The organism is Pseudomonas soli, assembly GCF_900110655.1.
Lineage (GTDB): Bacteria > Pseudomonadota > Gammaproteobacteria > Pseudomonadales > Pseudomonadaceae > Aquipseudomonas > Aquipseudomonas soli.
On the sequence record NZ_FOEQ01000009.1, the window covers coordinates 42,131 to 66,060 of the forward strand.

Here is a 23,930-nt window from a genome sequence, read left to right on the forward strand (position 1 = left end):
ATCTTGACCAGTGAACGCAATACCGATATCGAAATCCGGCTGCTGATCGAGGCGATCTACCTCAAGTACAGCTACGATTTTCGCGATTACTCCGGCGCCTCGATCAAGCGCCGGATCCTCCATGCCATGCGCCAGTTCGACTGCCGCACGGTATCGTCGCTGCAGGAGCGAGTGCTGCATGACCCGGGCATGTTCCTCGAGTTGCTGCAGTACCTGACGATCCCGGTCAGCGAGATGTTCCGCGACCCTGGGCACTTCCTGGCACTGCGCACCGAAGTGGTGCCGCTGCTGCGCACCTGGCCCTCGCTGAAGATCTGGATCGCCGGTTGCAGCACCGGCGAGGAGGTGTACTCCATGGCCATCCTGCTGCGCGAGGAGGGCCTGCTCGAACGCACCATCATTTATGCCACCGACATCAATCCGCACTCGCTGGAGCGTGCCAAGCAGGGCATCTACTCCATGCAGGTCATGCATGAGTACGAAGATAACTATCGCAAGGCAGGTGGTCGGCGGGACTTTTCCGAGTACTACACCAGCGCCTACGGCAACGCCATCATGGATGCCAGTCTGCGCGACAACGTGACCTTCGCCGATCACAGCCTGGCCACCGACAGCGTGTTCTCCGAGACACAACTGGTGTCGTGCCGCAATGTGCTGATCTACTTCAACAAGGGGCTGCAAGACCGTGCCCTGGGGCTGTTCCACGAGTCGCTGTGCCACCGCGGCTTTCTGGTGCTGGGCAGCAAGGAGTCGGTGGACTTCTCGGCCTACGGCGAGCGTTTCGAGCCGCTGGTGCGGCCCGAGCGGATCTACCGCAAGACATGAACAGCGTGCGAGCGATTGTGATTGGCGCCTCGGCGGGGGGCGTGTCGGCGCTGTTCAGCGTGCTCGGCGCGCTGCCCGGCGATTTCGCCATCCCGGTATTATGCGTGCTGCATCTGCCCGATGATCGGCACAGCCAGCTGGCCGAGGTGCTGCAACGCCGCTTGCGTCGACCGGTTCGCGAGGCCCTCGACAAGGCGCGAATAGAGCCCGGCCTGATCTATGTAGCGGGGCCGGGCTACCACCTGTCGGTGGAGCGTGATTTCAGCCTGTCGCTGAGCCAGGAAGAACCGGTGCATTTCTCACGACCGGCAATCGATTTTCTCTTCGAGTCGGCCGCCGACGCCTACGGCTCGGAGCTGCTAGGCGTATTGCTCACCGGGGCCAATGAAGACGGCGCCCAAGGGCTTTTACGCATCAAACAAAGCGGAGGCCGGACGGTAGTCCAGGACCCTCGCGAAGCACAGGTCGCGTTGATGCCGGAGGCCGCACTGGCCCTGCACGACCCGGACCACATTCTTTCCCTGAGCGGTATCGGGCAGTTGCTCGCTACCCTGGAACCCAGCGCATGCTAAGCCACATCACCGCGAAACTGCTGATCGTCGACGACCTGCCGGAAAACCTGCTGGCCCTGGCCGCCCTGATCCAGGGCGATGACCGCGAGGTGTATCAGGCACAGTCCGCCGACGAGGCGTTGTCGCTCCTGCTCGAGCACGAGTTCGGCCTGGCCATTCTCGATGTGCAGATGCCTGGCATGAACGGATTCGAGCTGGCCGAGCTGATGCGCGGCATGGAGAAGACCCGCAATATTCCCATCGTCTTTGTCAGCGCCGCCGGGCGCGAGATGAACTATGCCTTCAAGGGGTATGAGAGCGGAGCGGTGGATTTTCTGCACAAGCCCCTGGAACCCTTGGCTGTGAAGAGCAAGGTGTCGGTATTCGTCGACCTGTTCCGCCAACGCAAGGCGCTGGACCGCCAACTGCAGGCCCTGGAACACAGCCGGCAGGAGCAGGAGCTGCTCCTCAACCAGTTGCAGCTGGCTCGTGGCGAGCTGGAGCGAGCAGTGCGCATGCGCGATGACTTCATGTCGATCGTCTCCCATGAGGTGCGCACGCCACTCAACGGGCTGATCCTGGAAACCCAGTTGCGTCGCATGCATCTTGCGCGTGGCAACCTGGCGGCGTTCAGCGAAGACAAGCTCAAGGCCATGGTCGAGCGCGACGAACGCCAGATCAACAGCCTGATCCGCCTGGTCGAAGACATGCTCGACGTGTCGCGGATTCGCACCGGCAAGCTTTCGATCCGGCCGCGCACCTTCGACCTTGGACAACTGGTGCGGGGGCTGGTGGAGAACTTCACCGCCCAGGCCAACGCGGTGGACACCTTTATCGAGCTGCAGCGCTGCGATGCCTTGCAGGGCGAGTGGGACGAGTTCCGGATTGAACAGGTGGTGGCCAACCTGTTGTCCAATGCCTTGCGCTATGGAAATCGCAAGCCTGTGCAAGTGCGGGTGTTCGAAGAGGACGCAATGGCCTGTGTACAGGTGCAGGACCAAGGTATCGGCATCGATGTACAGAACCAGCAGCGGATCTTCCAGCAGTTCGAGCGTGTCGCTGCGCAGCAGGCCAGTGGTGGCCTGGGCTTGGGCCTGTACATTTCCGAGCAGATCATCCTGGCCCATGGCGGGCGGATCCGGGTCGACAGTCAGGTTGGAACTGGGTCGACGTTCACCGTCCAGCTGCCGCTATCGGTATTGCCGCATGCCTGTGATCAGCCCCGGGCAACCTCTGCATAAAGCTGCGGTCTGATAGCCAACTTATTGAATTCGAAGGCGTTGTCATGAGTGAAGATGCACAAGACGTGGTACTGGTGGTCGAGGACGAGCCGGCGATCCGTATGATCCTGCGTGATTACCTGGCAGGCGAGGGCTACCACGTGCTGGTGGCCGAGGATGGCGAGCAGGCGTTCGCGATCCTGGCCAGCAAGCCGCACCTGGACCTGATGGTCACCGATTTCCGCCTGCCGGGCGGGATTTCCGGGGTGGAGATCGCAGAGCCTGCGGTGAAACTGCGGCCTGACCTGAAAGTGATCTTCATCAGCGGCTATCCGGCGGAGATTCTCGAGTCGGGTAGCCCGATCGCGCGCAAGGCGCCGATCTTGGCCAAGCCGTTCGACCTGGATACCCTCCACGAGCAGATCCAGGCGTTGCTGCGCTAGGCCATCGCTGGCAAGTCGTTGCGGCGAACCGTAGCTCCCACAGAGGCGGCGCTTGGCTTGAGGGCGGCGCGGTCGGGGTGGCAGCCGGCTCGCCGCCGAATGGGCTGCACCGCAGCCCCGGTATGGATGGCGTTACCTCAACCGATCTGCGTACGCAGCAATGCCATGGCCCGGTCAACCTGCTGTTCATCGTTGAGCAGGCTCGGCGCAAAGCGGATCACCGGCCCTGCGTCGCGGTCCACGGCATCGACCATGACCTTGTTGGCGTTCAGGTAGGCGGCCACGGCATCGGGATCGCGATCCTTGATGCGGAAGAAGGTGAAGCCTGCGGAGAACTCGCGGCTGACCGGCGTCACCAGCTCCACGGCGCGGTGTTCAGCCAGGCGCGCCTTGAGGTAGTCGTTGAGCTGGTGGATACGTGCCTGGACATCGGCCTTGCCCAGCTCCAGGTGCAGCTTGAAGGCCTCGCCCAGCGCCCAGCGGTGCTCGAAGGCGTGGTACCCGCCCGGGGTCATGATGGTGCCGAAGTCCTCGTTGCGTGAAAAGGTGGCGAAGGTCGGTGTCAGGTACTGCATCTGCTCGGACGCCGAGCAGATGATCCCGGTCCCGCGTGGACCGAACATCCACTTGTGGGTGCCAGCGATGAAGTAGTCGCAGTTGAAGTCGGCGAAGCGGGCGTTTTCCACGCCGAAGCCATGCACGCCATCGACCACGTAGACAATCCGTTCGGCCTCGTCGCGGTTGCGGTTGTGCTGGCGCACCAGCTCGCCGATGGCGCCCACCGGCAGCTTGACGCCGCTGCCCGAGTGTACCCAGGTCATGCCCAGCACACGGGTTTCAGGGCGAATGCTGCGGTCGATCACGCTCAGCACCCGGTCGGTGGACACGTCGCCCGGTTTGTCGAACAGGCGCAGCTTGCGCACCTGGGTGCCATGCTGGCGCAGACGGAAGGCCAGGCAGTTGTGGGTCGAGTAGTGCTCGTGCTCGGTGGTCAGGATCTCCTGGTGCGACGCCACGTGCAGGCCGCCGTAGATCATGCCCAGACCCTCGGTGGTGCTGCCGGTGAGGGCGACCTGGCGGGGGCGCACGTCCAGATAACGGCCAGCCCACTCGCGGACCTCATCCTCGCGCTGCCATTCGTACTGGCTCTCCCAGTCCATGCACACCGCGGGGTTGTGGTCGAGGGTGGCGCGGTGGCGGTCGATCGCATCCTGTACCGGCCGTGGGTGGGCGGTGATCAGGAAGTTGGCGAAGTGCGCGACATCCGGCGCCAGGGGAAACAGCTGGCGCAACTGGCGCCATTTGTCCGGGCCCTGCAATGACGGCGGGGTGGCGGTGGCGGCCAGGGCGCTTGGCAGCAACGGCAGGCTGGCCGCCAGGGCGGCGGCCTGCTTGAGGAAGGCGCGCCGATCAGTCATGGCGGGTTTCCTGGGCGGTATTGGCGAGCTGGGCCACGGGGTTGGCGGCTTTCTGCACCTGCCCCCAGACGCGCAGGAAGTTGCCTGCCCAGAGCTTGGCGATATCGGTTTCGGAATAGCCGCGGGTCAGCAGTTCGGCGGTCACGTTGCGGATCTCGCCGACGTTCATGAAACCGGTGACGCCGCCGCCATCGTTGAAGTCGGAACTGATGCCGACATGGTCGATGCCCATCTTCTTCACCGCGTAGTCAATGGCGTCGACATACTCCTTGAGGCCGGCGCGGGGCTCTTCGTCGACGATGGCATACAGGCTGCTGGCGTATTCGCCGAAGCGCGCCTCTGGCCAGATGGCGATGATCGGGTCGCCCGGCATCAGTGCGTTGGTCAGGCCTTGCAACGGTTGCAGGTCGAAGCGTGCGCGCAGGGCTTCGAGCTTCTCCAGGGTCGGCTTGCTCAGGGGCTTGAGGTAAGTGGTGAAGGCCACCACCTGAAGCACGCCGCCGCTGTCCTTGATCAGTTGCATCTCTTTGTCGGACAGGTTGCGCGGAATGTCCACCAGCGCCCGTGGCGCCGAATGCGAGGCCACGAACGGCGCGCGGCTCAGGCGGGCGACGTCTTCCAGGGCCAGGGTGGACATCTGCGAGACATCGATGATCACGCCCAGGTCGTTGAGCCGCTTGACCGCCTGCTCGCCCAGTGGCGACAGGCCGCCGAAGGCGTCGGGGGTGTCGTTGAAGAATGGCAGTGGCCGCGAGGAATCGGCCCAGGCGTTGTTGCCGGTGTAGCTGAAGCCGAACATGCGCATGCCGCGCTTGGTCCACAAATCGAGCTGCGACAGGTCGCTGCCCAGTGGGTAGGCGTTGAGCATGCTGATGAAGATGGCGAACTTGCCTTCGCCGTTCAGGCGCCGGAAGTCGTCCGGTGTGTAAGCGATGCCGACCTGGTTGGGGAAGTCGCGCACGATGCCGCTGATGATCTTGTAGCGCACTTCCTGCTGGTTGCGGGCCTCGTCGATGAAGCCAGGGGTAGGGCGGTGCGGCGCGTTCGGGCCGTTCCACAGCTCCGGCCAGCCGAAGACGGTCAGCGCCGCGCCGGACAGCCGGCCCTTGGCCGCCTTGGCCAGGTCGAACTGGCCACGGCCGTCCTTGTCTGCTTCGTAACCGGTGCTGCCGTAGCCCAACGGCACGGTGACATGGCTGTCGAAGGAGAGCATGTGCTCATGCAGGTCGTTGGCCTGCTGCACGATCGCACGGGGGTAGCCGCCGTCCTGTTTCCAGAAGTAATAGCCGGCGGCTCCACCCAGGGCGGCCACCAGGGCCAGGGGCAGGCCGATGTACAAGGCTTTGCGGGAACGGGTCTTGGTCATTGCCATCTCGTTGCAGGGCTGATCGGTTCCGGCCTGGCCGCGCGGTGGGCGCTAGGGCAGGGCTCGGGTATCAGGTGGACGAATGGCGGGCGGGTAAATTTATCGGTGGGCGAGAATCAAGTTTGCACGCGTGGTGCCGATACCCCAGTCATTGAAAGGACCCACCGTGGAGGATTAAGGAATGGTAGGCATCAACAACGTCAGCAGCAGCATCGCCACGCAACTGGTCAAAGGGCAGGCCAAAGAAGACGAGAAGTCGCCGGCTACTGTCGCGGTAGACCTCAAAGGCACCAGCGAACCAGGCAAGCCTGCCGGCGCAAAGAAGGCCGAGGATGACGAGGGTAGCGGCGAGCCGTCGTACATTCAGCAAATGCGCGAGATGATCAGGCAATTGCAGAAGCAGATGGCCGAAGAACAGCGTCAGCTGGCGAAGATCGCCGCGCAGGAAATGGACGACACCACGAAAGCGACGATGATTCTCGCCAAGCAGTCGAGCATTGCCACCTTGAGCGGGCAAATACAGGCAGCGACCGCGAAGCTGCTTGATGCACTGACCAAGACCGGCGGCAACAGTGCCGGTGGCATGGTATCCACCCAGGCCTGAAAACGCCCGGTTTCAGCCCACAACGCCCCGCTTGCGCGGGGCGTTGTCGTTTCAGTCCTGCGCCAGGCGCGCGCGCTGCCTTTCACTCTTGTACTGCATGGCGACTGCCGGCGCCGGCTTGGCGCTGCCGGTTTCCAGCCACTGGCGCATGCGGCTGGCGTCGGCGAAGTGGGTGTACTTGCCGAAGGCGTCGAGGATCACCATGGCCACTGGACGGTTGTCCATTTTGGTCAGCAGCACCAGGCAATGCCCCGCTTCGTTGGTGAAGCCGGTCTTGGTCAGCTTGATGTCCCAGTTGCTCTTGTTCACCAGGTGGTCGGTGTTACGGAAACCCAGGGTGTAGTTGGGCTTGCGGAACGCCACGGTCTTTTCGCGGGTGACCGACAACTCGCTGAGCATCGGGTACTTGCGCGAGGCCATCAGCAGCTTGGCCAGGTCCTGGGCGGTGGAGACGTTCAAGGTCGACAGGCCGGTCGGCTCGACGTAGCGGGTGTGGCTCATGCCCAGGCTGCGGGCCTTGGCGTTCATCGCCTTGATGAACGCGCCGTAGCCACCGGGGTAGTGGTTGGCCAGTGAGTTGGCCGCACGGTTTTCCGACGACATCAGGGTGATCAGCAACGTCTCGCGACGGTTAAGCTCGCTGCCCAGCCGCACCCGGGAATACACGCCTTTCATCTCCGGGTTGTTGGCGATGGTCATGGTGAGCATCTCGTCCATGGGCAGCTTGGCGTCGAGCACGACCATCGCGGTCATCAACTTGGTGACCGAGGCGATGGGGCGCACGCGATCGGCGTGGCTGGAATACAGCTCCTTGTTGGTGTTGAGGTCGATCAACAGGGCGCTGCCGGACGCCAGGTGCAGTTTGCTCGGGTCACGCTGGACCTGGGCCGGGGGTTGTGCAGCAGCGGTCGACGGTAGGGTCGCGGTTCCTGTGAGCAACAGCAGCAGGCTGAGGATGGACAGGGAAGTTTTCACGTTGAGGCTCACTAAATGTTGGTATGTCGTTGGCTGTGCAAGGGTTTCCCCCAAAAACCGTTGCATTCTGGAGTATGGCCGAACGGCTGTCGAATGCCTTATATCCAAAGGGCGTAACGTGAACGAAATTTAATCCTGTACCAATTCCGTACCAATTACTGCCAATTCCAGCTTGGCAAGTTCTGACCAGTCGTTGGCTGAATTCAACCACTTGGCGTAGGTGGTGAGCAGCACCTGAACGGAGTGGCCAAGCTGCCCGGCAATGAACGCTGGGTTCATCCCTGACATGAGGCACATCGTGGCATATGTGTGCCTGCAGTTGTACTGTGGCCTCGCTCTGATCGAGGTTGCCTCGATCGCTTCGTTGAAGTGCCCGCCAGGCGTGCTTGATCCTTTCATGTGGGGCGACCTTCCGGCCGGCTGGAAGACGAATGGAGATTCTGCTGAGACCCGTCTGCCGTTGCGCTTCCTGGCGTCGGCGATCTGCCTTGCTCGTTCGAGGGCTCCCAGGGCCCGGCTGTTGAGCATGATCGTTCTGGTGTACTTGGTCTTCGTCCGCTCCACCACTTGGTTCTCTACGACGATCCGGCATACGTGGGCCGTCTTCTTATCGAAATCGATCTCGTCCCAGCGCAGTGCCATGATCTCACCGGTGCGCATCCCGGTGTAGAAGGCGAACTCATAGAAGGCTGCGAACACCTGGTTACACCGCGAAAAGTTCTTGTACATCCACTTGATCAAGTCCTCCGCTTCTTCCACGGTGAATGGATCGACCTGCTTCTTGATCTTCTGCGGAAGCTGGATCGATGCCGCAGGGTTCCTGTCTACCACCTCGTCATACACCGCTGCGCGGAACATTGCCTTGACCCGGGCGATGGCAGCGCGTTTGACTGTCGAGCTCTTCCACTCGGTCCTTGCGACCACCTCCCTCAGCACCATTGGCGTTACCGCCTTGATCGGCAGTGTCGCCAGGTGGGGCATCCAGTAGTTGTTCATCAATCCCTTGTAGTTGACTCGAGTGTCGTGCACCACCTCCAGGCTGTTCAGCCAGCTCTGCGCATATTCGCCGAACATCAGTTCGTTGGCTGGCGCCGTGTAGCTTGAGGCTGGGAACAGCTCGGCGTACCTTTTTTCGTCCAGCACGCCATGCCTGGCCAGGCTGACTACTTGAGCGCGTAGATCGGCTGCCGCCTTGATCCCCTTGACGGTTTGGGGATATGCGAGCGTTTCGGATCGACGCTCACCGTTCCAAGTAAAACGGATCCGGATTGACTTGCCGATGAACTCGACTCCAGTGGGTAGCCCCAGCTTCCTTCCAGCCACGCTTCGTATCTCCTGATGCTGTAAAAAATCCGGCCGTCGATCTTCTTCCAAACCCCCTCAGGAATCACGCCGCGGCTGCGCTTTCCTTCCAAGGCGCGCTTGGTCGTCCCGATCAGCTCGGCCATTTTTTCCTCCGGGACCTTGTCGGATACATAGGCCACCGGCTGGCGTTCTTCGTCTTGCATGTTGGTCTCCACGCCGCCGGTGGCGGCAGGTTGGTGGTCAGGTCGTGGCCGCTGCGATGGTCTGCTCGAATCGCGAGGCCAGCTCGGCGTTGACCTCGGCCTTGGCCAGGCTGTTGGCGGTGCCCTTGGCCCGGTGCAGAGTCTCGTACTTGCGCAGTTGGGCGGCAGCGTCGACCAGGTCGTCCAGCAGGCGCGGTGCCGCGGCGATCAGCTGGGCGTTTGCCATTTGCGCCCGTGGCGAGTTGCCGAGCACCAGATTGCCTGCGCTCACTGCATTCGTTACATCTGCAATTCCGAACCGACCTGCGCAGATCGATATCGAGCCGGTGTTTTGGACGACCCCTTCAATGTGCCAGGGGCCTGGCGTGTGATTGTGTTTCGTCATGGCAATAGCTCTCCATGCCCGTTGTTGGCGGGCCTGAGTAGTTGGGGGAGGGTTAGGCGGCTTGTTTACGCTTGGGAGGTGACGGTGGATAGCCGAAATGCATCCGGACACGGCCGGTGTATCCGCATTCTCGGCAGCCGGCCGGCGGGTGGGCGTTGTAGCCATAGCTGCAGCTCGAGCAGTCGCAGCTGCAGCCTGAGCATTCCATCGAGCACACTCCAAGCACCTCGACCTCGCCCTCCCTGTTGATGGAGTAGTTTTGGCGGCGGTCCAGACGGAACCCGGTGATCTTCTCGGCCTCCTCGTAGGTTGCCGGGACTATGCGGAAGCCCCACTCGGTAGAGGGATCGGCAACTGTGCGGGTCACCTTCCTCATCGCGGCGCCTTCCAGATCAGGTAGGCCATATAGGCGAGGGCGATCATTTGCGTTCCTCCTTCGGTGGATGAACCGGGCACGGCCAGCGCAGTGAGCCGTCGCCGGATGGGCAGGTGCAGGTCATGGAGCCACCTTCAGGCCCTGGGCCTCGATGGCTTCTCGAATCGCGTGATCGCGGATGCAGTTGCCGCCTGGCACAGCCGGGGCCGGCAGCTCCACCACCACAGCCTCTCGGGAGGCTTGCCAGGCCCACCAGCACATGCTCACCAACGGCGGATTGGCAGCCAGAGTATGAGCTGCGATCTCTCGCGAACCCTTCCCCAGAACCCTGACGTACTCCTCGACAAATTGAGCCTCGAACTGCTCGCGCATCTTTTCTGCTTTCGTCACAGCTGATACCTCTCATCATTCCATGCCGCCGGCGCGGCAGCAGGTGTAGGTTCTGGTTGGGTTTCGTGCGGGGAGAGCTGGCGCTCGTTGCCGGCCTGCAGCTGGCTGTCGGGGATGCAGCTGATCGACGACTCATTGAGGATGTAGCAGGTGACGCCGCGGCGGGCGTCGTGCTGCACGTCGATGTAGCGCTCGTCTGCGCTGGCGCCGGTGGCCATCAGCAGGAGGCAGAGGGCGAGGCGGGTCATCATGGCCACTCCTTACTGGTCCGCTCGCATTGGGCAGCCAGCTTCAGCAGGTTGATGGTGGTTGGGCGGAACCCTTCAATGTTTGGGTATCCCTGAAAGCGATGTCCGTTCGGGTAGGCCTCGAACGGCCCGTGCCAGCACCAGTTCATCTGCCAATCCTCCCAGACGGTGTACGCGTCCTGGCCTTCGCCCCAGTAGTCCACGCCGCCACCAACGCTTAGAACGTGTCGCACACTGGAGCCTTGGTCGTACGCCAGTTCAGTCGGATCCTGATCGCGCCAGGCCTTGCGATAGACCGATGGAAGCAGCTCGACTAGGCGCTTGCTGAGCTTCTTTTCGATGCGGGCTTTCATGGCCACCCTTTTCTTGGGCATAGCGCTTCCTTGGCCGCCATATCGCGGCAGTGAATAGAGGGGAGAGGGGTTACAGCTGGGTGGAGTACAAATGTGCTCTTGACTTATGGGTAAGGCTCAAAGCCTGATTTGAGTTTTTCTGGGGGTGGGATATCCTTTAGCCCCTTTATGAGCCGGTGCGGCCTTACCTACGGAATGGGCGAAATGCAGATTATTAGTATCTTCAATAACAAAGGTGGTGTCGGAAAAACAACGTACATCTACCATATTGCCCATTTGCTAGAGCGTGCCGGTCAGACAGTTCTACTAGTTGATCTGGATAGTCAATGTAACCTTTCGTCATACTGCCTTTCAGATGCTGAGCTCGAAAGAAGCTGGCGCTCAGAGCGTGGTAACAGCATTTGGAATGCGATTGAGCGAGTTTCGGTTGGTTTGGGTGACATCAGAGAGCGCCGGCCTACCCGCCTTTATAAAGAGCATGCATTCGGCGCCTATGAGAATCTTTATTTGGTTCCTGGGGATGTAATGCTCAGCTCTTACGAGGATCGCTTGGGGGACACGTGGAGTGCCGCCCGCGGTGGCGATCAAATGTCTCTGCGCGTACAGTCCGCGATTTATCGATACATCCTTTGGTGCGCTGACTCGGTGGGGGCAGATGTTGTGTTGCTGGATCTCGGCCCGAACCTCGGCTCCCTTAACAGAGCGGTTCTGGCGGCCAGCAACTACTTCATTACGCCCGTTTCACCCGATCTTTTCTCCATTCGAGGGACTGAGAATTTAGGGAGTAAACTCAATACTTGGCGTGCTGGGTGGGATCAATGCAACGGCTATAAGGATTACATTGACTTTGAGCTGCCAGAGGGAAAACCATGCTTCTTGGGATATGTTAAGCAGCAACATAACGTTCGCGATAATGAGGCTGGGATGACTAGAGGCTGGAATATTTTTGGTGAGCAGATTGAGGAGGCTGTTCAACGAAATATTGTCGCGAGGTTAGACCCGCTTCGCCAAGTCTTCCGCTGGGGAGATGGTAGATTTGATTTGGGAGGCATTCCTAATCTTCACAGCTTAGTGCCCTATTCGCAAGAAGCCAAGAAACCTATTTTTGACTGTAATGGCCGAGACGGTTTGACTGGCGCTCATATCTCCCGTGCGAGAAATTCGACTCAGTACTTCGAGCCGATGGTGGAGACTCTCCTCCAAGTTCTTGATTGATGACCTGGTAATATTCAGCATCAGTTGGAAAACAAGCTGAATTGGCTGCTCGATCGTTGGCATGCGGGGTTGAGCCAGAGGCATTCGGTGCGGCAGGCTGTGCCCCGCCCCGCGGATATCCGGGCTGAGGTGGTGTGCCTGGTCCAGCCGGTCAAGGTGTCGTCATAGAGCTCGCTTGGGTAGCCAGACAGCGCGACCATTCCTTCTAGCTCGAGCAACGATCGGAGCAGTTCGGCGTGTTGGGCGTCGTCCATTTCGTGCCGGTAGTAGCGGCCGCTCTGTGCGTTCTTGTATCTGGTCTCGTGCATATACGGAGGGTCCACGTAGTGCAAGGTTGTCCTGGCGTCGTGTGCCTGCATGACCTCGACCGCGGGCCGGTTCTCGATCAGGACGCCGGTTAGGCACTGCCCGATCGTGGCGATCGATTCTGGATACTCGAGCCAGAGCGACTGGGCTGTTCCGTATTCACGCTTTGTGTCGATTCGGAATCCGGTTATGCCCTTGGTGGCACCGGCGGAACCGAAGCCCATCTGCGCCCTGATGATGGTCCGTCGAGCACGTTCGACAGGTTCTTCAGCAGGCTCCCAGGCTCTTTCGAATTCCTGCCGGGCATATGGCGTCAGTACCACCGCCTCGAACAGCGCTGCCCGTGACTGCGGGTCCTGCAGCACGCGGAACAAGTTCACAATGTCGCCGTCCAGGTCGTTGTAGACCTCGGCGTAGGAACGGGGCTTCTGCATCAGAACGCCGGCGGCGCCGCCGAAGGGTTCGACGTAGCATGTGTGCCGAGGGAAGTATTGGGTGACCCACGACGCCAGCCGGAACTTGGACCCGTGGTACCGGATTACCGGCGCTGAGATGGTCATGGAACACTCCATTGCTGGCGCCGCCCTCGCCGGGCCGGCGTTATCGTTGAACAGGGGAAGGCGCTGGCGGGCAGCGCTGGTATGCTTCGCCGCTTACCAAACAGGGAGAGTGGTGATGCGTTTGCGTGAGAGGCTTCGGGCGTTCCAGCTATGGTTCAACCCGAAGCGCAGGCGGTGGGCTGGCGTGACCCTGATCGCGCTTGGGGTTGTCGGTATGTTCCACAATCCGGAGAGCCGGTGGAGTTTGGTGCTTGGAACTGGGATCTACTGGTTCTGCACGGCCTTGCCACCCGTGCTTGGAGGAAAGCAGTGAGACGCTGGCGAGCAGCGCCGGAGGGTCATGCGGCGATCGGGTACTGCTTGGCCAGGGCCTGCTGCACTGTCGCGATGATGCGGCAGAGGTAGGCCCAGTCCGGGTTGGGCTCCATGGCGTCGGCCGGCAGGTTCCACCAGTCGTCACCGAACACGCGGTGCATGAACTCGCGGTGGGCGCCGCCGCACTCATCAAGCGAGCTGGTGTGGCGAACATCCCCGGTCTCGTCGAGCAGGCTCCGGGCGTCTTCTGCGTCCAGGTCCCGGTCACGCCGCATTTGCAAGATCACCTTCCGCGCCTTGTCGGCCAGGGCCTCACCGCTGAAACGGCGAGAACTCAGCTGCCGGTCGAAGTAGCCGATGATGTAGGCATCGTGCAGCTTGCAGAAGAACTGGGCCACATTCAGGCCATCCCACATGCCGCCCCAGTAGGCGTGCCAGGTCTTGTCGTAGCAGCTGACGGTGATCTTGCCTTTGCAGGGCGCCAGGTCTTCGAGGTACACGCTGATCCGGTCGAGGTTCGGCACCTCAGTGATCAGAAGCTTGGTGACTGTCGAGGTCTCGACTTGCATTTCGGTACTCCATGCATGCGCCGCCCTCCGTGCTGGTGGCGGCATGGTGGCAATTTGGGGTGGGATGGGGTATTACGGGTGACCGGCATGGGGTCGGGTAAGGAGATGCAATGTACGCTGGCGAAGTTTCCGTCGACTCGCTGAAGGCCTTCGGGATCCTGATCGACACCAGGCATGGGAAAGCCACAGAGCTTGCTGAAATGCTCAACTTCTGTGTTGCCATAGCAAAAAAGGGACTGCAGAACCGTGTAACCAGTCTGTTTTATGACTCCAATAGTTGCTGCTGCACGTTTGAGTTGTGCCCTTCAGTGGAAGAGTTCGATGGAGTCGCCATGGAAATCAGAAATACTGCTTTGGCGACGATTGGGCAGTTTGAATGGTTTGGCGTTATCAACCATGGAGCGCCGATCTACGCTGATCTGGAGGAATGACTTCATCCCCAGGATCCTGCTGAATCATCAGCATGCTCTTCCGGTCGAAGGCCAGGGCCAGGCGTGGCGATATGCTGATCTGATGCCGTGGCGGGGTGAGAAACTTCGCCGCGTGCAGGCTGCCCAGTGCATGAATTCCATGGATCAGTGCCTCGATCATCTGGCTGTAGGTGGCGTCAGCCCAGCCGCAAATGGCGCGCAGGTGCTGGCCGGTTCGTTTCCTGGCTGTCAGCCGCAGCGGCTCAGTCCGCGCCACATAACGGTGAGCTTCGATTTCGTGGCGCGCGATCCGAAACAGCGCGTGATGCCCGAGCGCTTCGATGTGATGAATCATCAGCGTCATCGCCTCGCCCTGTTCTTCGATCCCGGCCCACTCCATCAGCTCCAGCAGGGCCTGTTTAGTCCCTGGTCGAACCTTCAAGCGCAGGTCTTCTTCCTGCAGGCGCTCGGCCTTGGCGCGGCGTTTCTCGTCGCGCTGCTGCTGGGACATCGCCATACGGCACCTCCTTCAATCCGCTGGGCGGCAAGTTGAACTGGTCACGCCGCCTTGTTCTTTGCAGCGCGCTTCGGATTTTTCTGCTCAATCTCAAGGTCCATGTCGTTCCAGCCGGCCAGAAACCAGGATCCGTGGAACGTGTGATAGGCGAATGGGTTGGCCAGCTTGCCGCCACCGTTGCGGCGGCATTCCCGGCCAAGGTAGTAAACGCTGGGGTGATCGCCGTGCTCGCTCATGGCCTACTCCTGGCGCCGTTGAACGGGGAAGTCGATATCGAACAGGTCGAGGATCCGCACAAGCCGACAGTTGCCGATTCCCAGCTCGGCTATGGTCCGGCATCTGGACTTGCCGGCGTCACGCAGGGCAATGATCTTGTCGGCCAGGTCGCGGTCCTCCTGACTGGGCTCGGCCTTCACTTTCACTGGCCTGGCAGCCTTCGGCGGACTGAAGAACCTGAATCCTCCACGCGCCGCTACGCCCCACAGAGCGGTCTTGGTTTCGCCCAGGAGCTTGGCCACTTCACCGCAGGTCATGGTCTTGGCGAGTTCTGCAATCTGCGCGGCGCGGGCCTTGGCGCGGTGTTTGCGCTCGCCGCCGGGCTCTTGCCTGACTGGCTTGGCCCGCTTTGGCTTTGGTTCAGGGTGCTTGCGCTGCCGGAATGGCACGTACTGGAAACCCTCAAGCACAACGAGCTGACCGCCAGATGCGAAGAAGGCAGCCTTCGCTGCCTCCAGGTCGATTGATGGGGTCATGCGGCCTTACTCCTCAGCTGTTTTTCGAAGCCGTCGACCAGCAGCTTGAATTCCCAGAGGTCCTGCTCAAGCTGTTCGATGTAGTCGTCATCGCGCTTGAACTCACGCCACCAGAGCTGGCGGCCAACTGGCTTGAGCAGGGGGCAGTACATCCCGATGTGCCACCACTTCCGGCCGGTGATCCACATGCAGCCTTGCACCTGGTCGATGACATCACTGGCGTCATTGTCGATGTGGAAGGCGCGGAGCTTGTCCGGCGCCAGGAAGCACTTGTACTCGCTGCCTCCTTCTTCACCGATGAACCCGTCCGCGCTTGCGCCGAACACGCCGTCGTCTGTTTTGACCAGACCGACCTGCGTAACCAGTAGTCCGGTCTGGATCTCATGCTCCATCCGGGCTTCCGGCTCCAGTTCGTGGCCGCGGCGCATCTGCCAGGTCTCGAACCCGCCATCGAGCGGGGCGCCGCCGATGCGCTCGACTGCCAGCTCGAAGGCGTAGGTGAGGGCGGCATTGGACGGCTCGCCGACTTTCTCGCCATCCAGGGCTCGCTGCACAACCTCGGCCTTTGGTGCGGCCTTGTAGCCGGCCAGTTCGCGCGCCTTGGCCTCGCTGCGGCCGTCCAATATTGCGTCGACGTAGGTGCGCTGCTGGGCGGTGAGCCCGTTCACCTTTGAGCGGGCGGTGCTGAACATGCTGGCGGTGATCACGCCAGCGCGGGCCTGCAGCCACTCGGGTGAGCCCTGAGTGCAATTGACGATGATCATTGGCTTGCTCCTGATTGTGGGGCTGCGCTGAGCTGCGAGCCGCGAGCGCTAACCGCTACCTTCAAGGCCTCGTAGAGCTCGTCGGCCGTTTTCTTGTCAGTGGCCTTCAGGTCTTGGGCGAACTTGACGCCTGCCTGCCAGACCGCCGTGAGCGAGTCTTTGGAGTCAGCGGCATAGGCCTTAGGTATCCACTCATTCATAAGCTCCCCGATGCTTTGGGGTTGCTCACCGCCGCCGTTCCCGTCGTTGTCTTCGTTCGTCAGCACGACGTTGAAGATCATCATCGTCAGGTAGCGCCGGGCGTAGCTGTAGGTGGAGCCGTTGGCGTGCACGCCGGTCTTGTTGACGCTGCCCTTGATGCCGGTGGAGTCGATTGGCAGGTCTACGTGGTAGCGCTTGGTGTGACCGGCCTCATGCATGCAGTCGCAGACGGTGCGGATGTGCCCGGCCAGAGGGCTGTCGTCGGTGCCGAACGATAGCGAAAAGCCGTGCAGGGTGTAGGTTGGCGCGATCTTCTTGTCGATCGACTCCAGGGCCGCGTAGGAACTGTTGGTCTGGCTGTTGTACTTGTCGCGGAACACCGGCCCGATATCGGACTGGGCGCGCACCATTGCAGCATTGAATGCGGCCGCGGCAGAGCGATCGGTGTACCGCTCATACATCGCCATCATGGTCTGCATCTTCTCGGCGTCGAACGATGGATCGGTCGCAGCCCGCTGCACCATGGTCAGCATTGCGGTGGCTTCAGGGGTGGCCGCAGCCGCCGCGATTTGGCGAGACTCGCGGCGCTCGGCGATAGCTGTGGCGGTCATGTCGCACCTCAGTAGGTAATGGCGATGTTCGGGATCTTGCGCTGGGCGATCAGGGTGACCGCTTGCTTAGCGCAGGCCTCGGGCATGCCGCCGGCAATGAATGCGTCCAGCGCGGCGCGGTTGATAGTGCGGCGGTGTGCCTCGTCGCGCTCCCGAGCTACCTGCTGGCGTACGATCTCTGCGGCTGCCGCATCGGCGCGGCGCCGTTCTTCCTGGCGCGCCTGCTCGGCAGCTTCTTCCTGCCGGCGGGCTGCTGCCTGGCGCTCCTGCTCCATCCGCTGTTCGGTGGCGACGCGGTCGGCCTCGGCCTGCACACGGGCGCGCTCTGCTTGCTCGGCCTGCAACTTGAGCTGGAGGCGCTGGTTCTCGGCTTCGCGCTCTTGGGCGGCAGCCTGGTCGATCAGTTCCTGCTCGCGGCGGGCGGCGGCTTCACGCTCGGCCTGCTGCTCCTGGGCCACGCGCTGACGTTCGGCCTCGACAGCAGCTTCCTGCGCTGCACGGATTCGGTCTTGCTCGGCGCGTTCTTCTTCTGCTCGGCGCAGGCGCGCCAGTTCGGCCTGTTCGGCGTCGTACTTCTGGCGGGCGAGCAGGGCTGCCTGCACTGCATTCAGCGAAGCCTCTTTGGTCCGAGCTGCCTCAGCCTCGAATTCCTCCCACGCTTCGCCCAACTGGAAACCGGAGAGCTCGTTGATGCGTGCCTGAAGCTGTTCGGCGTCCAAGGCGCCCAGCTCGGTGGCCAGGTCCTTCATGTGGTTGATGGCGTCGTTGTGGCGGTCGATGCGCGCATCCTCGGCGGCTTCCCACTCGGTGAGCGGACGGCGCGTTTCATCCCGCAGGGTGTCCATCTTGGTCACGAAGTCGCGCAGCTCGGCCTCGACCACCTTGGGCATTTCCTTGAGCCGGCGCAGGTAGTCGCGACCGGGCTTTTCGACCGCGGTCTTCGACTTGCTGACCTTGGCGGCCAGGCTGGCGATACGCTCGCGGCCCTTGCGGGTCATCAGGTCTGGAACCTCACCCTCGACCTCGCCCTTCACCAGGTCAATGAATTGCTGCAGGCCGCCGGCCACGTAGATGGCCGGGGCGTTCGCCTCGCTGATCTCGTCGATAGCGATCAGTTTCTGTTCTGCGGACATTGGTACACCTCGCGCCAAGCCGGCGCCGTCAGTTGGAATAGGGGAAATGCCAGGTCACGCCCGCGGGTGTCTGCTGGGCGCCCTGGCTGCCGGTGATAGTTGCGCGCTCTAGCCGGCTTACGCTCCCAGATGGGTACGGTTATCCCCGTGGGGCCCGCCGGGCTCGGGTGCGTTGTTCATGAAGTGATGCTGCCGGCCAGTGCGCTGGCGAGCATGAAGAAGGTGCAGGCGAAGAGCATCGAGAAGGAGCCGCGCCAGATGACCAGGCGCCGGGCGCGCTGGTAGCGGGTCATGGCCGAGGCCTCACGGCGATCTGGCCGGCCTTGAGCGCCGCGACTACCTCTGGCGGCAGCTTCTGCACCGGTAACTCGCGCGGCAGACCCACGCCGATGATCGCCAGGCTGCGCTCGATCTGCTCGAGCTGTTCGTCGATTAGGGATTTGACCGGTGCGGTACTCATGCGACTCTCCCGTTTGCGATCTGCCATTGCTGGTGATCATCCATGACGAAGCGGTTCAGCCGCTCCTTGAAGTAGCGCTGCTCCTTCAAGTCGATCGCCCCAACGAGGCCGGCAAGGTCGATTGCAGTGTCGAGCTCGGCACGAAGCACATCCGTGAACCGCTCCCGCGCCCATTCGAAGCGCGATTCGATGAAGTCGACAACGTCTTTCCTGGTTTTCTTGTTCATGCTGCCTCCGAATCATCTTGCGCAGCCTTCACCGGGCAGCGCTTCAGGTGTTGCATCAGGGCGAATTGGTTGCATGGCTGAGCCCCGCACCAGGGGCATTCGAACGAGTCGTCGTCCGGTTCCAGCCTGTGATCGCCTAGGTACGGGTAGGCCATGGTCGCCTCCAGGTGGTGGGTCAGTCGGTGTATGCGATGTACTTGAAGCGGCCATTGCCGAATTGCTCGAAGCGGCCGCCGAACGTTCCGCGAACCTCGCGTTCAACCTCTGCGCGGGTCAAGTGTTCCGGGTAGACGCCTTCCTTGATCATTGAGGCGTTGGTGTGTGGCACGAATCGCCAGCTGACCTTTGTGTTGTCCAACGGGGCATTTCTGGCGCGCTCCCACTCTTCGGCCTGTTCCTTCCAGAAGTCCTTTTCCTTCTGGCTGATTGGCTCTGGCTCGGGCAATGGGTCTTCCGACTCCTCCCAGCCGCACGCCTCGCAGTAGCCGCGCGGTGCGGTGCAAGCGCCGCAAGGTGGTGATATGTGGCAACTGCAATTCACCACCTTGCGCGATTCGATGACGCCTGCGCAGCCGTCACGGCCGCAGGTATCGCCCTCGCAATATCCGAGTTCGCTCATGTTCGTTTGCTCGCGTGGCAACCGCATTGGCCAGGAGCCAGGCGCGGGTGACCAAACCCACCGTGAAGGGTGGCCTGGCGCCTGCCAATGCGGTCGTATGTGAAGGGAAGTGGGTGGTGGTGCTGAAGGCCGGCGCTTACCCGGCTTTGCCGCACAGCCTGTGGCTGCCGCCTTTCGGCCTCGCGGTGCGCTAAGCCTGCGCATTCATCAACACCGCAGAACGCCCTGTCTGTCTCCCCCTGAACCGTTTATGGGGCAGGACGCTCTGCGCTGGTGATGAGGCTGGCCCTGTCGCCAAGGCCAGCCAGTGAAATCGTCATGCTGCGAACAGATCGCCTTGGGCTTTCTCTGGGGCGCGATACGGCTTGCGTCTTGCGAAGGATTCTTCAAGCCAGAACCGGTGCGGCGTAGCGTGGCTGTTCTTGTAGCCAGGCTCTGAGCGGCCAACTACCGAATAACTGCTCAGGTTTTTCCATTCCGAATGGTCAGCCCATGCTGTAGGCCCGACGTTTTCAGGACCGATGGCCTGGAAAAAGTGAGCTTGTGTTACCTCGATGTAGCTCATTTCATGTTCCTCCAGTGGATTCCCAAAGCACCCGGTCGCCCAGGTGCTTCAGTGAATCGTTCTGTGTTGCTTGCGGGGCTACGCCTTAACCCGCTTCCCGATATTGCCTACGGTTTTGGTGGGTAGCGCCCCGCAGGGGCCCACCGTTGCCCAGCTATCACCTCAAGCTGGCTTGGTACTGCACCGCGACCCGCTACTGGCGTCGGTCGCGCCTTGTTGCGTCAGCAGTGTTGGCCAGTTACCCGCTACTGATTGCAGGGCTGGCCGATCGTCGTCGGTGTGGGCGTCGAGCTTCCTCCTCATGGCGGCAATCAGCATCTGTTCGCCATGGATCGCAGGCCCTTACAACATGCACGCTACAGCTCTGAATGCCCTGACTGAGTGGGGCAGGGTGCATGAGGTCCGGCGCCCGCAGCCGAAGCTCGGGGCGCTAATTCAGTTCGGTGTCTCTCCCTTCTGCCGCTGGGATTCGCGGGGCGCATTGCATGCCCGGGTCGTTCTCTCGGTTCAGGCATTTCGCCTTCGTCAGCCGTACAGGGTTCTCCCTGTCGTGGGCAGCCTTTCGGGGCTGTCTGGCGCCGGTCGCCAGTAGAGGCAATACGGTCTGTTGGTTGTTGCGCTGGCTGTTAAAGAGCGGCGGCCTGTGAGGGCCTGGCCAGTCCCTGGTTGGTGACTGCTTGGGGTGAAATTTAGCCATAAGCTAAAATATCGTCAATAGCTCAGAGCTAAATTAATTTCGCCGGGCGACAAACACCCGGCTGAACCGTTTTGCCAGCGGCTACGTCTTTACGCTTCGTTTAGCACTGAGCTATGATTCCGATACACCTGTACGGATATACAGTAGCGGAGGTAGGAAATGGCAGCAGTACTCGAAGACACCTCAATGGCCGCGCGCCCCGAACTGACCGGCCTGGAGCGCCTGGGTTTGCGGGTATCGGCGATGATCAACTCGCCGCTGGCGCAGCTGGGGAGGAGGGTACTGATCCATCGCCTGGACACGGACAGTGATCAGGATTGGGAGGCAATCATGGAGCTGCTGGCCGAGACCGAAGGCTTGGATATGACCTTCTGTGATGACGGATCGGTGATCCTGCAGTGGGAGAGGGCGGAAGCCGACAGTGTGGTCGACCTCGAAGAGAGCGATATCGACGAGGCACCTTTCTGACAGGCAAAGAAAAGCCCGCACTGCTATGCGGGCTAAAGGGAATTCGAATGTGCCTTCACTATGCAGGGTAGGGCGTGAAAAAAGCGTGAAGGCATGAAAAAGCCCGCTCAATGGCGGGCTATCAGCAATCTAACTCGGTGATCAGTCTTCAATAATTCTCTGAACCGTGATGGATACTGGTTCCATTTTTTTGGTTTTTGCCGACATCCTGAATTTAACTATTACATCGGCGCGAACCTTAAATTTCCCCGCCAAGCTTTGAGGGTCAACACCCTCATCCAGAACAAGCTTAACCCGGCGATCTACCAGTCCACGAATAATCGCAGCCCACCCCCTGTTTAAAGAGTCAAGATCGGTAGCTCTGATTTCCACATCGGCGTCGGGGTGAGGCTCGTCAATTTCGAAGGGCTCAAATTCAACTGCATCAGGCGTATTTTTGACGGTTTCAATTGGAATGGCCAGTTTGTCGTCCTGGCTCATTACAACTGTGGCGCCATCCTCTTTCTTTGCAGGCGCGATAATTTTCACTGCTGCCTGAGCTAGCTTTTTCTTGTCCGTTGAGCCAACTTTTTCGATGACATCAGCAAATTTTTCGGGAGAGATAGCATAGGATTCAGCTCCAATAATCACAAAGCTGCTATCAGTTATACTGAGGGAGACTGGGGAGGGTGCCGGAGGAGATTTATTGATTATCGCCCAGCCAGCGCCTGCGGTTACCAAAGCACCGATCACGCAAGTCACCGCCACGGCCCCTTTCAAGACAGGGCTCCCATTTCCTGGAAGATTTCTGTAAACATTCCTTCCCCCCTCTCGAACCTTGTCCAGAAACTTGTCCATCTCTTCCTTGTTCTTGAAGATTAGCTTGACAAGCGTGTCTTCAATGAATGAGCCATGCTGAAATCCCTCAATCAGCAGCTCCGCTGACATCACGCCAGCACCAGTTAGCTGCGACAGAGCTTCCGGAAGGAAGTGAACAGAAACCTTTTCCAGAGCGGATAGAGAGTCTATTACGTCCTGGACCGCCAGCGGCTGTTTGTTCGTGTATTTTACGGAATGCTCAACCAGCAGCACAAACTCAGACATCTCTATCCCTTTTCGTTGTTTTCCATTTGCGGGCTTTACTACCCATCTTCGCCAATCTGCTTACAACCCTCGGGGAAATTACTTTCCGCACCTCTCAATCCGACCAGCCTTCACCTCATCCCCATAACCCGCCAACCGATCCTCTCCAGCCTGCATCACCTGGCAGATCCTGATCACTGCCTGGGCGTCTGCCTCGTTTCCGGCCTCGCTCAGGCGAACTGCAATCCGCATCAGCTCGACGGCTGACCACTTCAGGTCGCTGGCCAGGCCTTGGAGGTCGCGGCGGAGTTCTTGGTTGGGCTTTGTCAGAGACATGGCTACACCAGGTGCGCGTTCCAGACCAGCAGCACGCGGGCCTGGATGTAAGTTTCTTCCCGCCGAATCATCCGATCCTTGTGCTTGCTGTTGTCCGAGATCATCTCAAAGTGATCCTCGTCGGCGATCTGCAGCCGCTTGATGTAGATGTGGTCGCCCCAGGAGAACAGGTAGATCCCGTCGCCGACAAACTCGCGGATACTGACATCGACGATCAGTGGGTCCCGGTGCTTGATCGTGGGTTCCATCGACTGGCCCCAGCCGGTTACCAGCTTTAGGTGGAAGTGCTCGGTGAACTCCACGCCGAGCTCGCGCAGGTGCCGCGGGCTGACGCGCACGTCCCGGAGCATTTCCGGGTAGTCCTGCACCGCCTGGCCGCCGCCCATTGCCGCGCGGATGTCGTAGTGCGCGATCCAGACCTCATCACCCACTAGGCCAGGGCGGGAGAAGTCGGCGGTGATCACGTTTGTGGCCGCTGGCTCCTCGGCTGCCGCCAGCAAGCGCTGCCGTGTCTCCTCCGGAATCCCCTTGCCGCTCTTCGCCAGCATCTGCTTGACCAGGTCGGATGCCGATTTTCCGCCGGCATCTAAGCCCGGCGCTGTCGCGCGCGGCTCTTCATCCGAAGGGATCGAGTCGAACCATCCGCGGGGCAGGCCTTCGATGCCCTCGATCCGCCGGGCCACATCGTCGCCCAGGTTCTTCGCGGTCTTGTCCGAAAGGATTTGGCTCAGGTGCGCAGGCGCCATCCCCCAGCGCTCGGCGCAGGCTCCCTTTCTTTGCCGGCCAATCAGCTTGACCAGGTTGTGCTTGCGAATCTCGTAGATATCCATGACGCGAAGAATGCCAGTGTTTAGCTGGCTGCTAAATGTGCGCAAAGCTAAATTATCCTTGCTCTGAAATTAGCCATGAGCTAAATTTCGCTCTATGTGTAAGGAGAACCCTCATGAATGATCACCTCCGTGATTGGTTGGGCAGGGCCACGAATGAACGCCGGCAGCAGGTCGCAGCCGACGCGAAGACCACTGTTGGCCACCTCTGGCAGCTCGCAGGTGGTCACCGGAAGGCCTCTACCGAACTCGCCGAACGACTGCAGGACGCCTCGGACGGCGAGATCACCATCGCCGGCCTGCGCCCGGACCTCATCCCATTCGCCAGAAAAGCGCTGAAAGGCGCCGCGTAACCACCTTCAACAGCAAGGAGCAATCCCCGCATGTACGCCAACCCCAAGCACCTGCATGACCGTGAGATTAAGGTCCGGGTCGACGAGGACACCTTCAACTTGATCCAGGCGCTGGCGACGTTTCACCGCACGCAGCGCGCTGTGCTGTGCCGTGAGCTGCTGGAGGCGCAGCTGGCTGCCCTGTCTTCGGAGACTACCGCTGAACAAGAAGTGGCCTGAAGGCCCGGAGGAGGGCCCATGCCTACTGAACAGGTCGGCCTGGACCAGGGATTGATGGAGCAGCTCGAGCGAGAGGCGGAAC

35 protein-coding genes are annotated in these 23,930 nt (G+C 60.9%); 11 read left to right on the forward strand and 24 right to left on the reverse strand.

The genetic code is table 11. The features are described from left to right. Nucleotides 1-3 precede the first annotated feature (3 nt). Genes BMY03_RS18740 through BMY03_RS18755 form a run of 4 tightly spaced genes read left to right on the forward strand, consistent with a single transcriptional unit; the run spans nt 4 to nt 3,039 of the window. Nucleotides 4-825, forward strand: coding sequence for a CheR family methyltransferase (locus BMY03_RS18740; RefSeq protein ID WP_094011900.1), 822 nt, complete (start codon nt 4-6; stop codon nt 823-825). Next, nucleotides 822-1,397 (forward strand): chemotaxis protein CheB, encoded by a 576-nt coding sequence (locus BMY03_RS18745; protein WP_023629511.1) that lies wholly within the window; start codon nt 822-824, stop codon nt 1,395-1,397. Before BMY03_RS18740 ends, BMY03_RS18745 begins: the two co-directional genes overlap by 4 nt. Further along, the gene (locus BMY03_RS18750; protein WP_094011901.1) at nt 1,391-2,617 is read left to right on the forward strand and encodes a hybrid sensor histidine kinase/response regulator; all 1,227 of its coding nucleotides are present in this window, start codon (nt 1,391-1,393) and stop codon (nt 2,615-2,617) included. The genes BMY03_RS18745 and BMY03_RS18750 overlap by 7 nt, the downstream gene beginning before the upstream one ends. A gap of 44 nt (nt 2,618-2,661) precedes the next feature. Further along, nucleotides 2,662-3,039: a response regulator gene (locus BMY03_RS18755; RefSeq protein WP_023629509.1), complete on the forward strand. Its 378-nt coding sequence runs from the start codon at nt 2,662-2,664 to the stop codon at nt 3,037-3,039. A 137-nt stretch (nt 3,040-3,176) separates the two neighbouring features. Here the strand turns inward: BMY03_RS18755 and pvdN are convergent, their stop codons facing one another. Both pvdN and pvdM read right to left on the reverse strand, forming a co-directional pair. Beyond that, a complete protein-coding gene (gene pvdN, locus BMY03_RS18760) occupies nt 3,177-4,457 on the reverse strand; it encodes a pyoverdine-tailoring periplasmic protein PvdN (protein ID WP_094011902.1) in 1,281 nt (426 codons plus the stop codon). Next, nucleotides 4,450-5,823, reverse strand: a complete 1,374-nt coding sequence (gene pvdM / locus BMY03_RS18765; protein ID WP_046855255.1) for a pyoverdine-tailoring dipeptidase-like protein PvdM — start codon at nt 5,821-5,823, stop codon at nt 4,450-4,452. Before pvdM ends, pvdN begins: the two co-directional genes overlap by 8 nt. A gap of 181 nt (nt 5,824-6,004) precedes the next feature. On the opposite strand from pvdM, the gene BMY03_RS18770 reads away from it, so the two are divergent. After that, complete coding sequence (locus tag BMY03_RS18770) at nt 6,005-6,427, forward strand: hypothetical protein (RefSeq protein WP_094011903.1); 423 nt, start codon at nt 6,005-6,007, stop codon at nt 6,425-6,427. A gap of 51 nt (nt 6,428-6,478) precedes the next feature. Here the strand turns inward: BMY03_RS18770 and pbpG are convergent, their stop codons facing one another. The 7 genes from pbpG to BMY03_RS18805 all read right to left on the reverse strand — a co-directional run bounded on the left by pbpG (nt 6,479) and on the right by BMY03_RS18805 (nt 10,662). Further along, complete coding sequence (gene pbpG / locus BMY03_RS18775) at nt 6,479-7,402, reverse strand: D-alanyl-D-alanine endopeptidase (protein WP_046857753.1); 924 nt, start codon at nt 7,400-7,402, stop codon at nt 6,479-6,481. A gap of 129 nt (nt 7,403-7,531) precedes the next feature. After that, entirely contained in the window at nt 7,532-8,683 is a 1,152-nt protein-coding gene (locus tag BMY03_RS18780) for a tyrosine-type recombinase/integrase (RefSeq protein WP_244891342.1), read from the reverse strand. Beyond that, complete coding sequence (locus tag BMY03_RS26675; protein ID WP_244891337.1) at nt 8,566-8,910, reverse strand: hypothetical protein; 345 nt, start codon at nt 8,908-8,910, stop codon at nt 8,566-8,568. Before BMY03_RS26675 ends, BMY03_RS18780 begins: the two co-directional genes overlap by 118 nt. A 37-nt stretch (nt 8,911-8,947) precedes the next feature. Next, nucleotides 8,948-9,181 carry a hypothetical protein gene (locus BMY03_RS18785; protein WP_094011906.1) on the reverse strand — a complete coding sequence of 78 codons (234 nt, stop codon included), beginning with the start codon at nt 9,179-9,181 and terminating at the stop codon, nt 8,948-8,950. A gap of 610 nt (nt 9,182-9,791) precedes the next feature. Then, nucleotides 9,792-10,043: a phiTE_015 family protein gene (locus tag BMY03_RS18795; RefSeq protein WP_143067564.1), complete on the reverse strand. Its 252-nt coding sequence runs from the start codon at nt 10,041-10,043 to the stop codon at nt 9,792-9,794. 14 nt (nt 10,044-10,057) lie between these two features. Then, a complete protein-coding gene (locus BMY03_RS18800) occupies nt 10,058-10,309 on the reverse strand; it encodes a hypothetical protein (protein WP_094011909.1) in 252 nt (83 codons plus the stop codon). Beyond that, nucleotides 10,309-10,662 carry a hypothetical protein gene (locus tag BMY03_RS18805; protein ID WP_094012031.1) on the reverse strand — a complete coding sequence of 118 codons (354 nt, stop codon included), beginning with the start codon at nt 10,660-10,662 and terminating at the stop codon, nt 10,309-10,311. The genes BMY03_RS18800 and BMY03_RS18805 overlap by 1 nt, the downstream gene beginning before the upstream one ends. Before the next feature lie 204 nt (nt 10,663-10,866). Between BMY03_RS18805 and BMY03_RS18810 the strand changes: the two genes are divergently transcribed. Further along, entirely contained in the window at nt 10,867-11,877 is a 1,011-nt protein-coding gene (locus tag BMY03_RS18810; RefSeq protein ID WP_061305642.1) for a ParA family protein, read from the forward strand. A 20-nt stretch (nt 11,878-11,897) separates the two neighbouring features. Here the strand turns inward: BMY03_RS18810 and BMY03_RS18815 are convergent, their stop codons facing one another. Both BMY03_RS18815 and BMY03_RS18825 read right to left on the reverse strand, forming a co-directional pair. Then, nucleotides 11,898-12,743, reverse strand: a complete 846-nt coding sequence (locus BMY03_RS18815; protein WP_094011910.1) for a DNA adenine methylase — start codon at nt 12,741-12,743, stop codon at nt 11,898-11,900. A gap of 338 nt (nt 12,744-13,081) precedes the next feature. Next, nucleotides 13,082-13,627 carry a phiTE_072 family protein gene (locus tag BMY03_RS18825; protein ID WP_094011911.1) on the reverse strand — a complete coding sequence of 182 codons (546 nt, stop codon included), beginning with the start codon at nt 13,625-13,627 and terminating at the stop codon, nt 13,082-13,084. Nucleotides 13,628-13,737: 110 nt separating this feature from the next. Here BMY03_RS18825 and BMY03_RS18830 point away from each other — a divergent pair, with 110 nt between their 5' ends. Next, on the forward strand, nt 13,738-14,058 hold the full coding sequence (locus BMY03_RS18830; protein WP_094011912.1) for a hypothetical protein: 321 nt from the start codon (nt 13,738-13,740) through the stop codon (nt 14,056-14,058). On the opposite strand, the gene BMY03_RS18835 is transcribed toward BMY03_RS18830, so the two are convergent. The 9 genes from BMY03_RS18835 to BMY03_RS18870 all read right to left on the reverse strand — a co-directional run bounded on the left by BMY03_RS18835 (nt 14,018) and on the right by BMY03_RS18870 (nt 19,321). Then, nucleotides 14,018-14,554 carry a hypothetical protein gene (locus tag BMY03_RS18835; protein WP_094011913.1) on the reverse strand — a complete coding sequence of 179 codons (537 nt, stop codon included), beginning with the start codon at nt 14,552-14,554 and terminating at the stop codon, nt 14,018-14,020. The two genes, BMY03_RS18830 and BMY03_RS18835, sit on opposite strands and share 41 nt — an antisense overlap. Before the next feature lie 41 nt (nt 14,555-14,595). After that, nucleotides 14,596-14,790 (reverse strand): hypothetical protein, encoded by a 195-nt coding sequence (locus BMY03_RS18840; protein WP_094011914.1) that lies wholly within the window; start codon nt 14,788-14,790, stop codon nt 14,596-14,598. A 3-nt stretch (nt 14,791-14,793) separates the two neighbouring features. Beyond that, nucleotides 14,794-15,306: a hypothetical protein gene (locus BMY03_RS18845; protein WP_094011915.1), complete on the reverse strand. Its 513-nt coding sequence runs from the start codon at nt 15,304-15,306 to the stop codon at nt 14,794-14,796. After that, nucleotides 15,303-16,070 (reverse strand): lambda exonuclease family protein, encoded by a 768-nt coding sequence (locus BMY03_RS18850; protein WP_094011916.1) that lies wholly within the window; start codon nt 16,068-16,070, stop codon nt 15,303-15,305. Before BMY03_RS18850 ends, BMY03_RS18845 begins: the two co-directional genes overlap by 4 nt. Next, complete coding sequence (locus BMY03_RS18855; protein ID WP_236661030.1) at nt 16,067-16,882, reverse strand: ERF family protein; 816 nt, start codon at nt 16,880-16,882, stop codon at nt 16,067-16,069. The genes BMY03_RS18850 and BMY03_RS18855 overlap by 4 nt, the downstream gene beginning before the upstream one ends. 8 nt (nt 16,883-16,890) lie before the next feature. After that, entirely contained in the window at nt 16,891-18,015 is a 1,125-nt protein-coding gene (locus BMY03_RS18860) for a hypothetical protein (RefSeq protein ID WP_094011917.1), read from the reverse strand. Between the two features lie 289 nt (nt 18,016-18,304). Next, nucleotides 18,305-18,475: a hypothetical protein gene (locus BMY03_RS26405; RefSeq protein WP_177182931.1), complete on the reverse strand. Its 171-nt coding sequence runs from the start codon at nt 18,473-18,475 to the stop codon at nt 18,305-18,307. Beyond that, the gene (locus tag BMY03_RS18865; RefSeq protein ID WP_094011918.1) at nt 18,472-18,702 is read right to left on the reverse strand and encodes a hypothetical protein; all 231 of its coding nucleotides are present in this window, start codon (nt 18,700-18,702) and stop codon (nt 18,472-18,474) included. The genes BMY03_RS26405 and BMY03_RS18865 overlap by 4 nt, the downstream gene beginning before the upstream one ends. A gap of 175 nt (nt 18,703-18,877) precedes the next feature. Then, on the reverse strand, nt 18,878-19,321 hold the full coding sequence (locus tag BMY03_RS18870; protein ID WP_094011919.1) for a hypothetical protein: 444 nt from the start codon (nt 19,319-19,321) through the stop codon (nt 18,878-18,880). Nucleotides 19,322-19,368: 47 nt separating this feature from the next. Here BMY03_RS18870 and BMY03_RS26410 point away from each other — a divergent pair, with 47 nt between their 5' ends. Then, a complete protein-coding gene (locus BMY03_RS26410) occupies nt 19,369-19,515 on the forward strand; it encodes a hypothetical protein (RefSeq protein WP_177182932.1) in 147 nt (48 codons plus the stop codon). 122 nt (nt 19,516-19,637) lie between these two features. Here the strand turns inward: BMY03_RS26410 and BMY03_RS26200 are convergent, their stop codons facing one another. Further along, nucleotides 19,638-19,886 (reverse strand): hypothetical protein, encoded by a 249-nt coding sequence (locus BMY03_RS26200; protein ID WP_143067565.1) that lies wholly within the window; start codon nt 19,884-19,886, stop codon nt 19,638-19,640. 856 nt (nt 19,887-20,742) lie between these two features. Here BMY03_RS26200 and BMY03_RS18875 point away from each other — a divergent pair. Continuing rightward, complete coding sequence (locus tag BMY03_RS18875) at nt 20,743-21,051, forward strand: DUF1654 domain-containing protein (protein WP_244891338.1); 309 nt, start codon at nt 20,743-20,745, stop codon at nt 21,049-21,051. 141 nt (nt 21,052-21,192) lie between these two features. On the opposite strand, the gene BMY03_RS18880 is transcribed toward BMY03_RS18875, so the two are convergent. The 3 genes from BMY03_RS18880 to BMY03_RS18890 all read right to left on the reverse strand — a co-directional run bounded on the left by BMY03_RS18880 (nt 21,193) and on the right by BMY03_RS18890 (nt 23,279). Continuing rightward, nucleotides 21,193-22,134: a hypothetical protein gene (locus tag BMY03_RS18880; protein ID WP_094011920.1), complete on the reverse strand. Its 942-nt coding sequence runs from the start codon at nt 22,132-22,134 to the stop codon at nt 21,193-21,195. Between the two features lie 78 nt (nt 22,135-22,212). Then, the gene (locus BMY03_RS26680; protein WP_094011921.1) at nt 22,213-22,449 is read right to left on the reverse strand and encodes a hypothetical protein; all 237 of its coding nucleotides are present in this window, start codon (nt 22,447-22,449) and stop codon (nt 22,213-22,215) included. A gap of 2 nt (nt 22,450-22,451) precedes the next feature. Next, the gene (locus BMY03_RS18890; protein WP_094011922.1) at nt 22,452-23,279 is read right to left on the reverse strand and encodes a S24 family peptidase; all 828 of its coding nucleotides are present in this window, start codon (nt 23,277-23,279) and stop codon (nt 22,452-22,454) included. 113 nt (nt 23,280-23,392) lie between these two features. Between BMY03_RS18890 and BMY03_RS18895 the strand changes: the two genes are divergently transcribed. Both BMY03_RS18895 and BMY03_RS18900 read left to right on the forward strand, forming a co-directional pair. After that, nucleotides 23,393-23,629, forward strand: a complete 237-nt coding sequence (locus BMY03_RS18895) for a helix-turn-helix domain-containing protein (RefSeq protein ID WP_088851912.1) — start codon at nt 23,393-23,395, stop codon at nt 23,627-23,629. A 30-nt stretch (nt 23,630-23,659) separates the two neighbouring features. Continuing rightward, the gene (locus tag BMY03_RS18900; protein ID WP_023628611.1) at nt 23,660-23,848 is read left to right on the forward strand and encodes a hypothetical protein; all 189 of its coding nucleotides are present in this window, start codon (nt 23,660-23,662) and stop codon (nt 23,846-23,848) included. Nucleotides 23,849-23,930: the final 82 nt, after the last annotated feature.

Excerpts from the sequence above, each read along its gene's own strand:
- BMY03_RS18875 (WP_244891338.1), top strand. The coding sequence starts at position 20,743 with ATGGCAGCAGTACTCGAAGACACCTCAATGGCCGCGCGCCCCGAACTG.
- BMY03_RS18745 (WP_023629511.1), top strand. The coding sequence starts at position 822 with ATGAACAGCGTGCGAGCGATTGTGATTGGCGCCTCGGCGGGGGGCGTG.
- BMY03_RS18810 (WP_061305642.1), top strand. The coding sequence starts at position 10,867 with ATGCAGATTATTAGTATCTTCAATAACAAAGGTGGTGTCGGAAAAACA.
- BMY03_RS18865 (WP_094011918.1), bottom strand. The coding sequence starts at position 18,702 with ATGAACAAGAAAACCAGGAAAGACGTTGTCGACTTCATCGAATCGCGC.
- BMY03_RS26200 (WP_143067565.1), bottom strand. The coding sequence starts at position 19,886 with ATGAGCTACATCGAGGTAACACAAGCTCACTTTTTCCAGGCCATCGGT.
- BMY03_RS18755 (WP_023629509.1), top strand. The coding sequence starts at position 2,662 with ATGAGTGAAGATGCACAAGACGTGGTACTGGTGGTCGAGGACGAGCCG.
- BMY03_RS18750 (WP_094011901.1), top strand. The coding sequence starts at position 1,391 with ATGCTAAGCCACATCACCGCGAAACTGCTGATCGTCGACGACCTGCCG.
- BMY03_RS18870 (WP_094011919.1), bottom strand. The coding sequence starts at position 19,321 with ATGAGCGAACTCGGATATTGCGAGGGCGATACCTGCGGCCGTGACGGC.
- BMY03_RS26405 (WP_177182931.1), bottom strand. The coding sequence starts at position 18,475 with ATGAGTACCGCACCGGTCAAATCCCTAATCGACGAACAGCTCGAGCAG.
- BMY03_RS18795 (WP_143067564.1), bottom strand. The coding sequence starts at position 10,043 with ATGCGCGAGCAGTTCGAGGCTCAATTTGTCGAGGAGTACGTCAGGGTT.
- BMY03_RS18815 (WP_094011910.1), bottom strand. The coding sequence starts at position 12,743 with ATGACCATCTCAGCGCCGGTAATCCGGTACCACGGGTCCAAGTTCCGG.
- BMY03_RS18880 (WP_094011920.1), bottom strand. The coding sequence starts at position 22,134 with ATGTCTGAGTTTGTGCTGCTGGTTGAGCATTCCGTAAAATACACGAAC.
- BMY03_RS18805 (WP_094012031.1), bottom strand. The coding sequence starts at position 10,662 with ATGAAAGCCCGCATCGAAAAGAAGCTCAGCAAGCGCCTAGTCGAGCTG.
- BMY03_RS26675 (WP_244891337.1), bottom strand. The coding sequence starts at position 8,910 with ATGCAAGACGAAGAACGCCAGCCGGTGGCCTATGTATCCGACAAGGTC.
- BMY03_RS18850 (WP_094011916.1), bottom strand. The coding sequence starts at position 16,070 with ATGATCATCGTCAATTGCACTCAGGGCTCACCCGAGTGGCTGCAGGCC.
- BMY03_RS18840 (WP_094011914.1), bottom strand. The coding sequence starts at position 14,790 with ATGAGCGAGCACGGCGATCACCCCAGCGTTTACTACCTTGGCCGGGAA.
- BMY03_RS18855 (WP_236661030.1), bottom strand. The coding sequence starts at position 16,882 with ATGACCGCCACAGCTATCGCCGAGCGCCGCGAGTCTCGCCAAATCGCG.
- BMY03_RS18800 (WP_094011909.1), bottom strand. The coding sequence starts at position 10,309 with ATGACCCGCCTCGCCCTCTGCCTCCTGCTGATGGCCACCGGCGCCAGC.
- BMY03_RS18890 (WP_094011922.1), bottom strand. The coding sequence starts at position 23,279 with ATGGATATCTACGAGATTCGCAAGCACAACCTGGTCAAGCTGATTGGC.
- BMY03_RS18895 (WP_088851912.1), top strand. The coding sequence starts at position 23,393 with ATGAATGATCACCTCCGTGATTGGTTGGGCAGGGCCACGAATGAACGC.
- BMY03_RS18825 (WP_094011911.1), bottom strand. The coding sequence starts at position 13,627 with ATGCAAGTCGAGACCTCGACAGTCACCAAGCTTCTGATCACTGAGGTG.
- BMY03_RS18845 (WP_094011915.1), bottom strand. The coding sequence starts at position 15,306 with ATGACCCCATCAATCGACCTGGAGGCAGCGAAGGCTGCCTTCTTCGCA.
- BMY03_RS18770 (WP_094011903.1), top strand. The coding sequence starts at position 6,005 with ATGGTAGGCATCAACAACGTCAGCAGCAGCATCGCCACGCAACTGGTC.
- BMY03_RS18835 (WP_094011913.1), bottom strand. The coding sequence starts at position 14,554 with ATGGCGATGTCCCAGCAGCAGCGCGACGAGAAACGCCGCGCCAAGGCC.
- BMY03_RS26680 (WP_094011921.1), bottom strand. The coding sequence starts at position 22,449 with ATGTCTCTGACAAAGCCCAACCAAGAACTCCGCCGCGACCTCCAAGGC.
- pvdM (WP_046855255.1), bottom strand. The coding sequence starts at position 5,823 with ATGACCAAGACCCGTTCCCGCAAAGCCTTGTACATCGGCCTGCCCCTG.
- pvdN (WP_094011902.1), bottom strand. The coding sequence starts at position 4,457 with ATGACTGATCGGCGCGCCTTCCTCAAGCAGGCCGCCGCCCTGGCGGCC.
- BMY03_RS18830 (WP_094011912.1), top strand. The coding sequence starts at position 13,738 with ATGTACGCTGGCGAAGTTTCCGTCGACTCGCTGAAGGCCTTCGGGATC.
- BMY03_RS18900 (WP_023628611.1), top strand. The coding sequence starts at position 23,660 with ATGTACGCCAACCCCAAGCACCTGCATGACCGTGAGATTAAGGTCCGG.
- BMY03_RS18860 (WP_094011917.1), bottom strand. The coding sequence starts at position 18,015 with ATGTCCGCAGAACAGAAACTGATCGCTATCGACGAGATCAGCGAGGCG.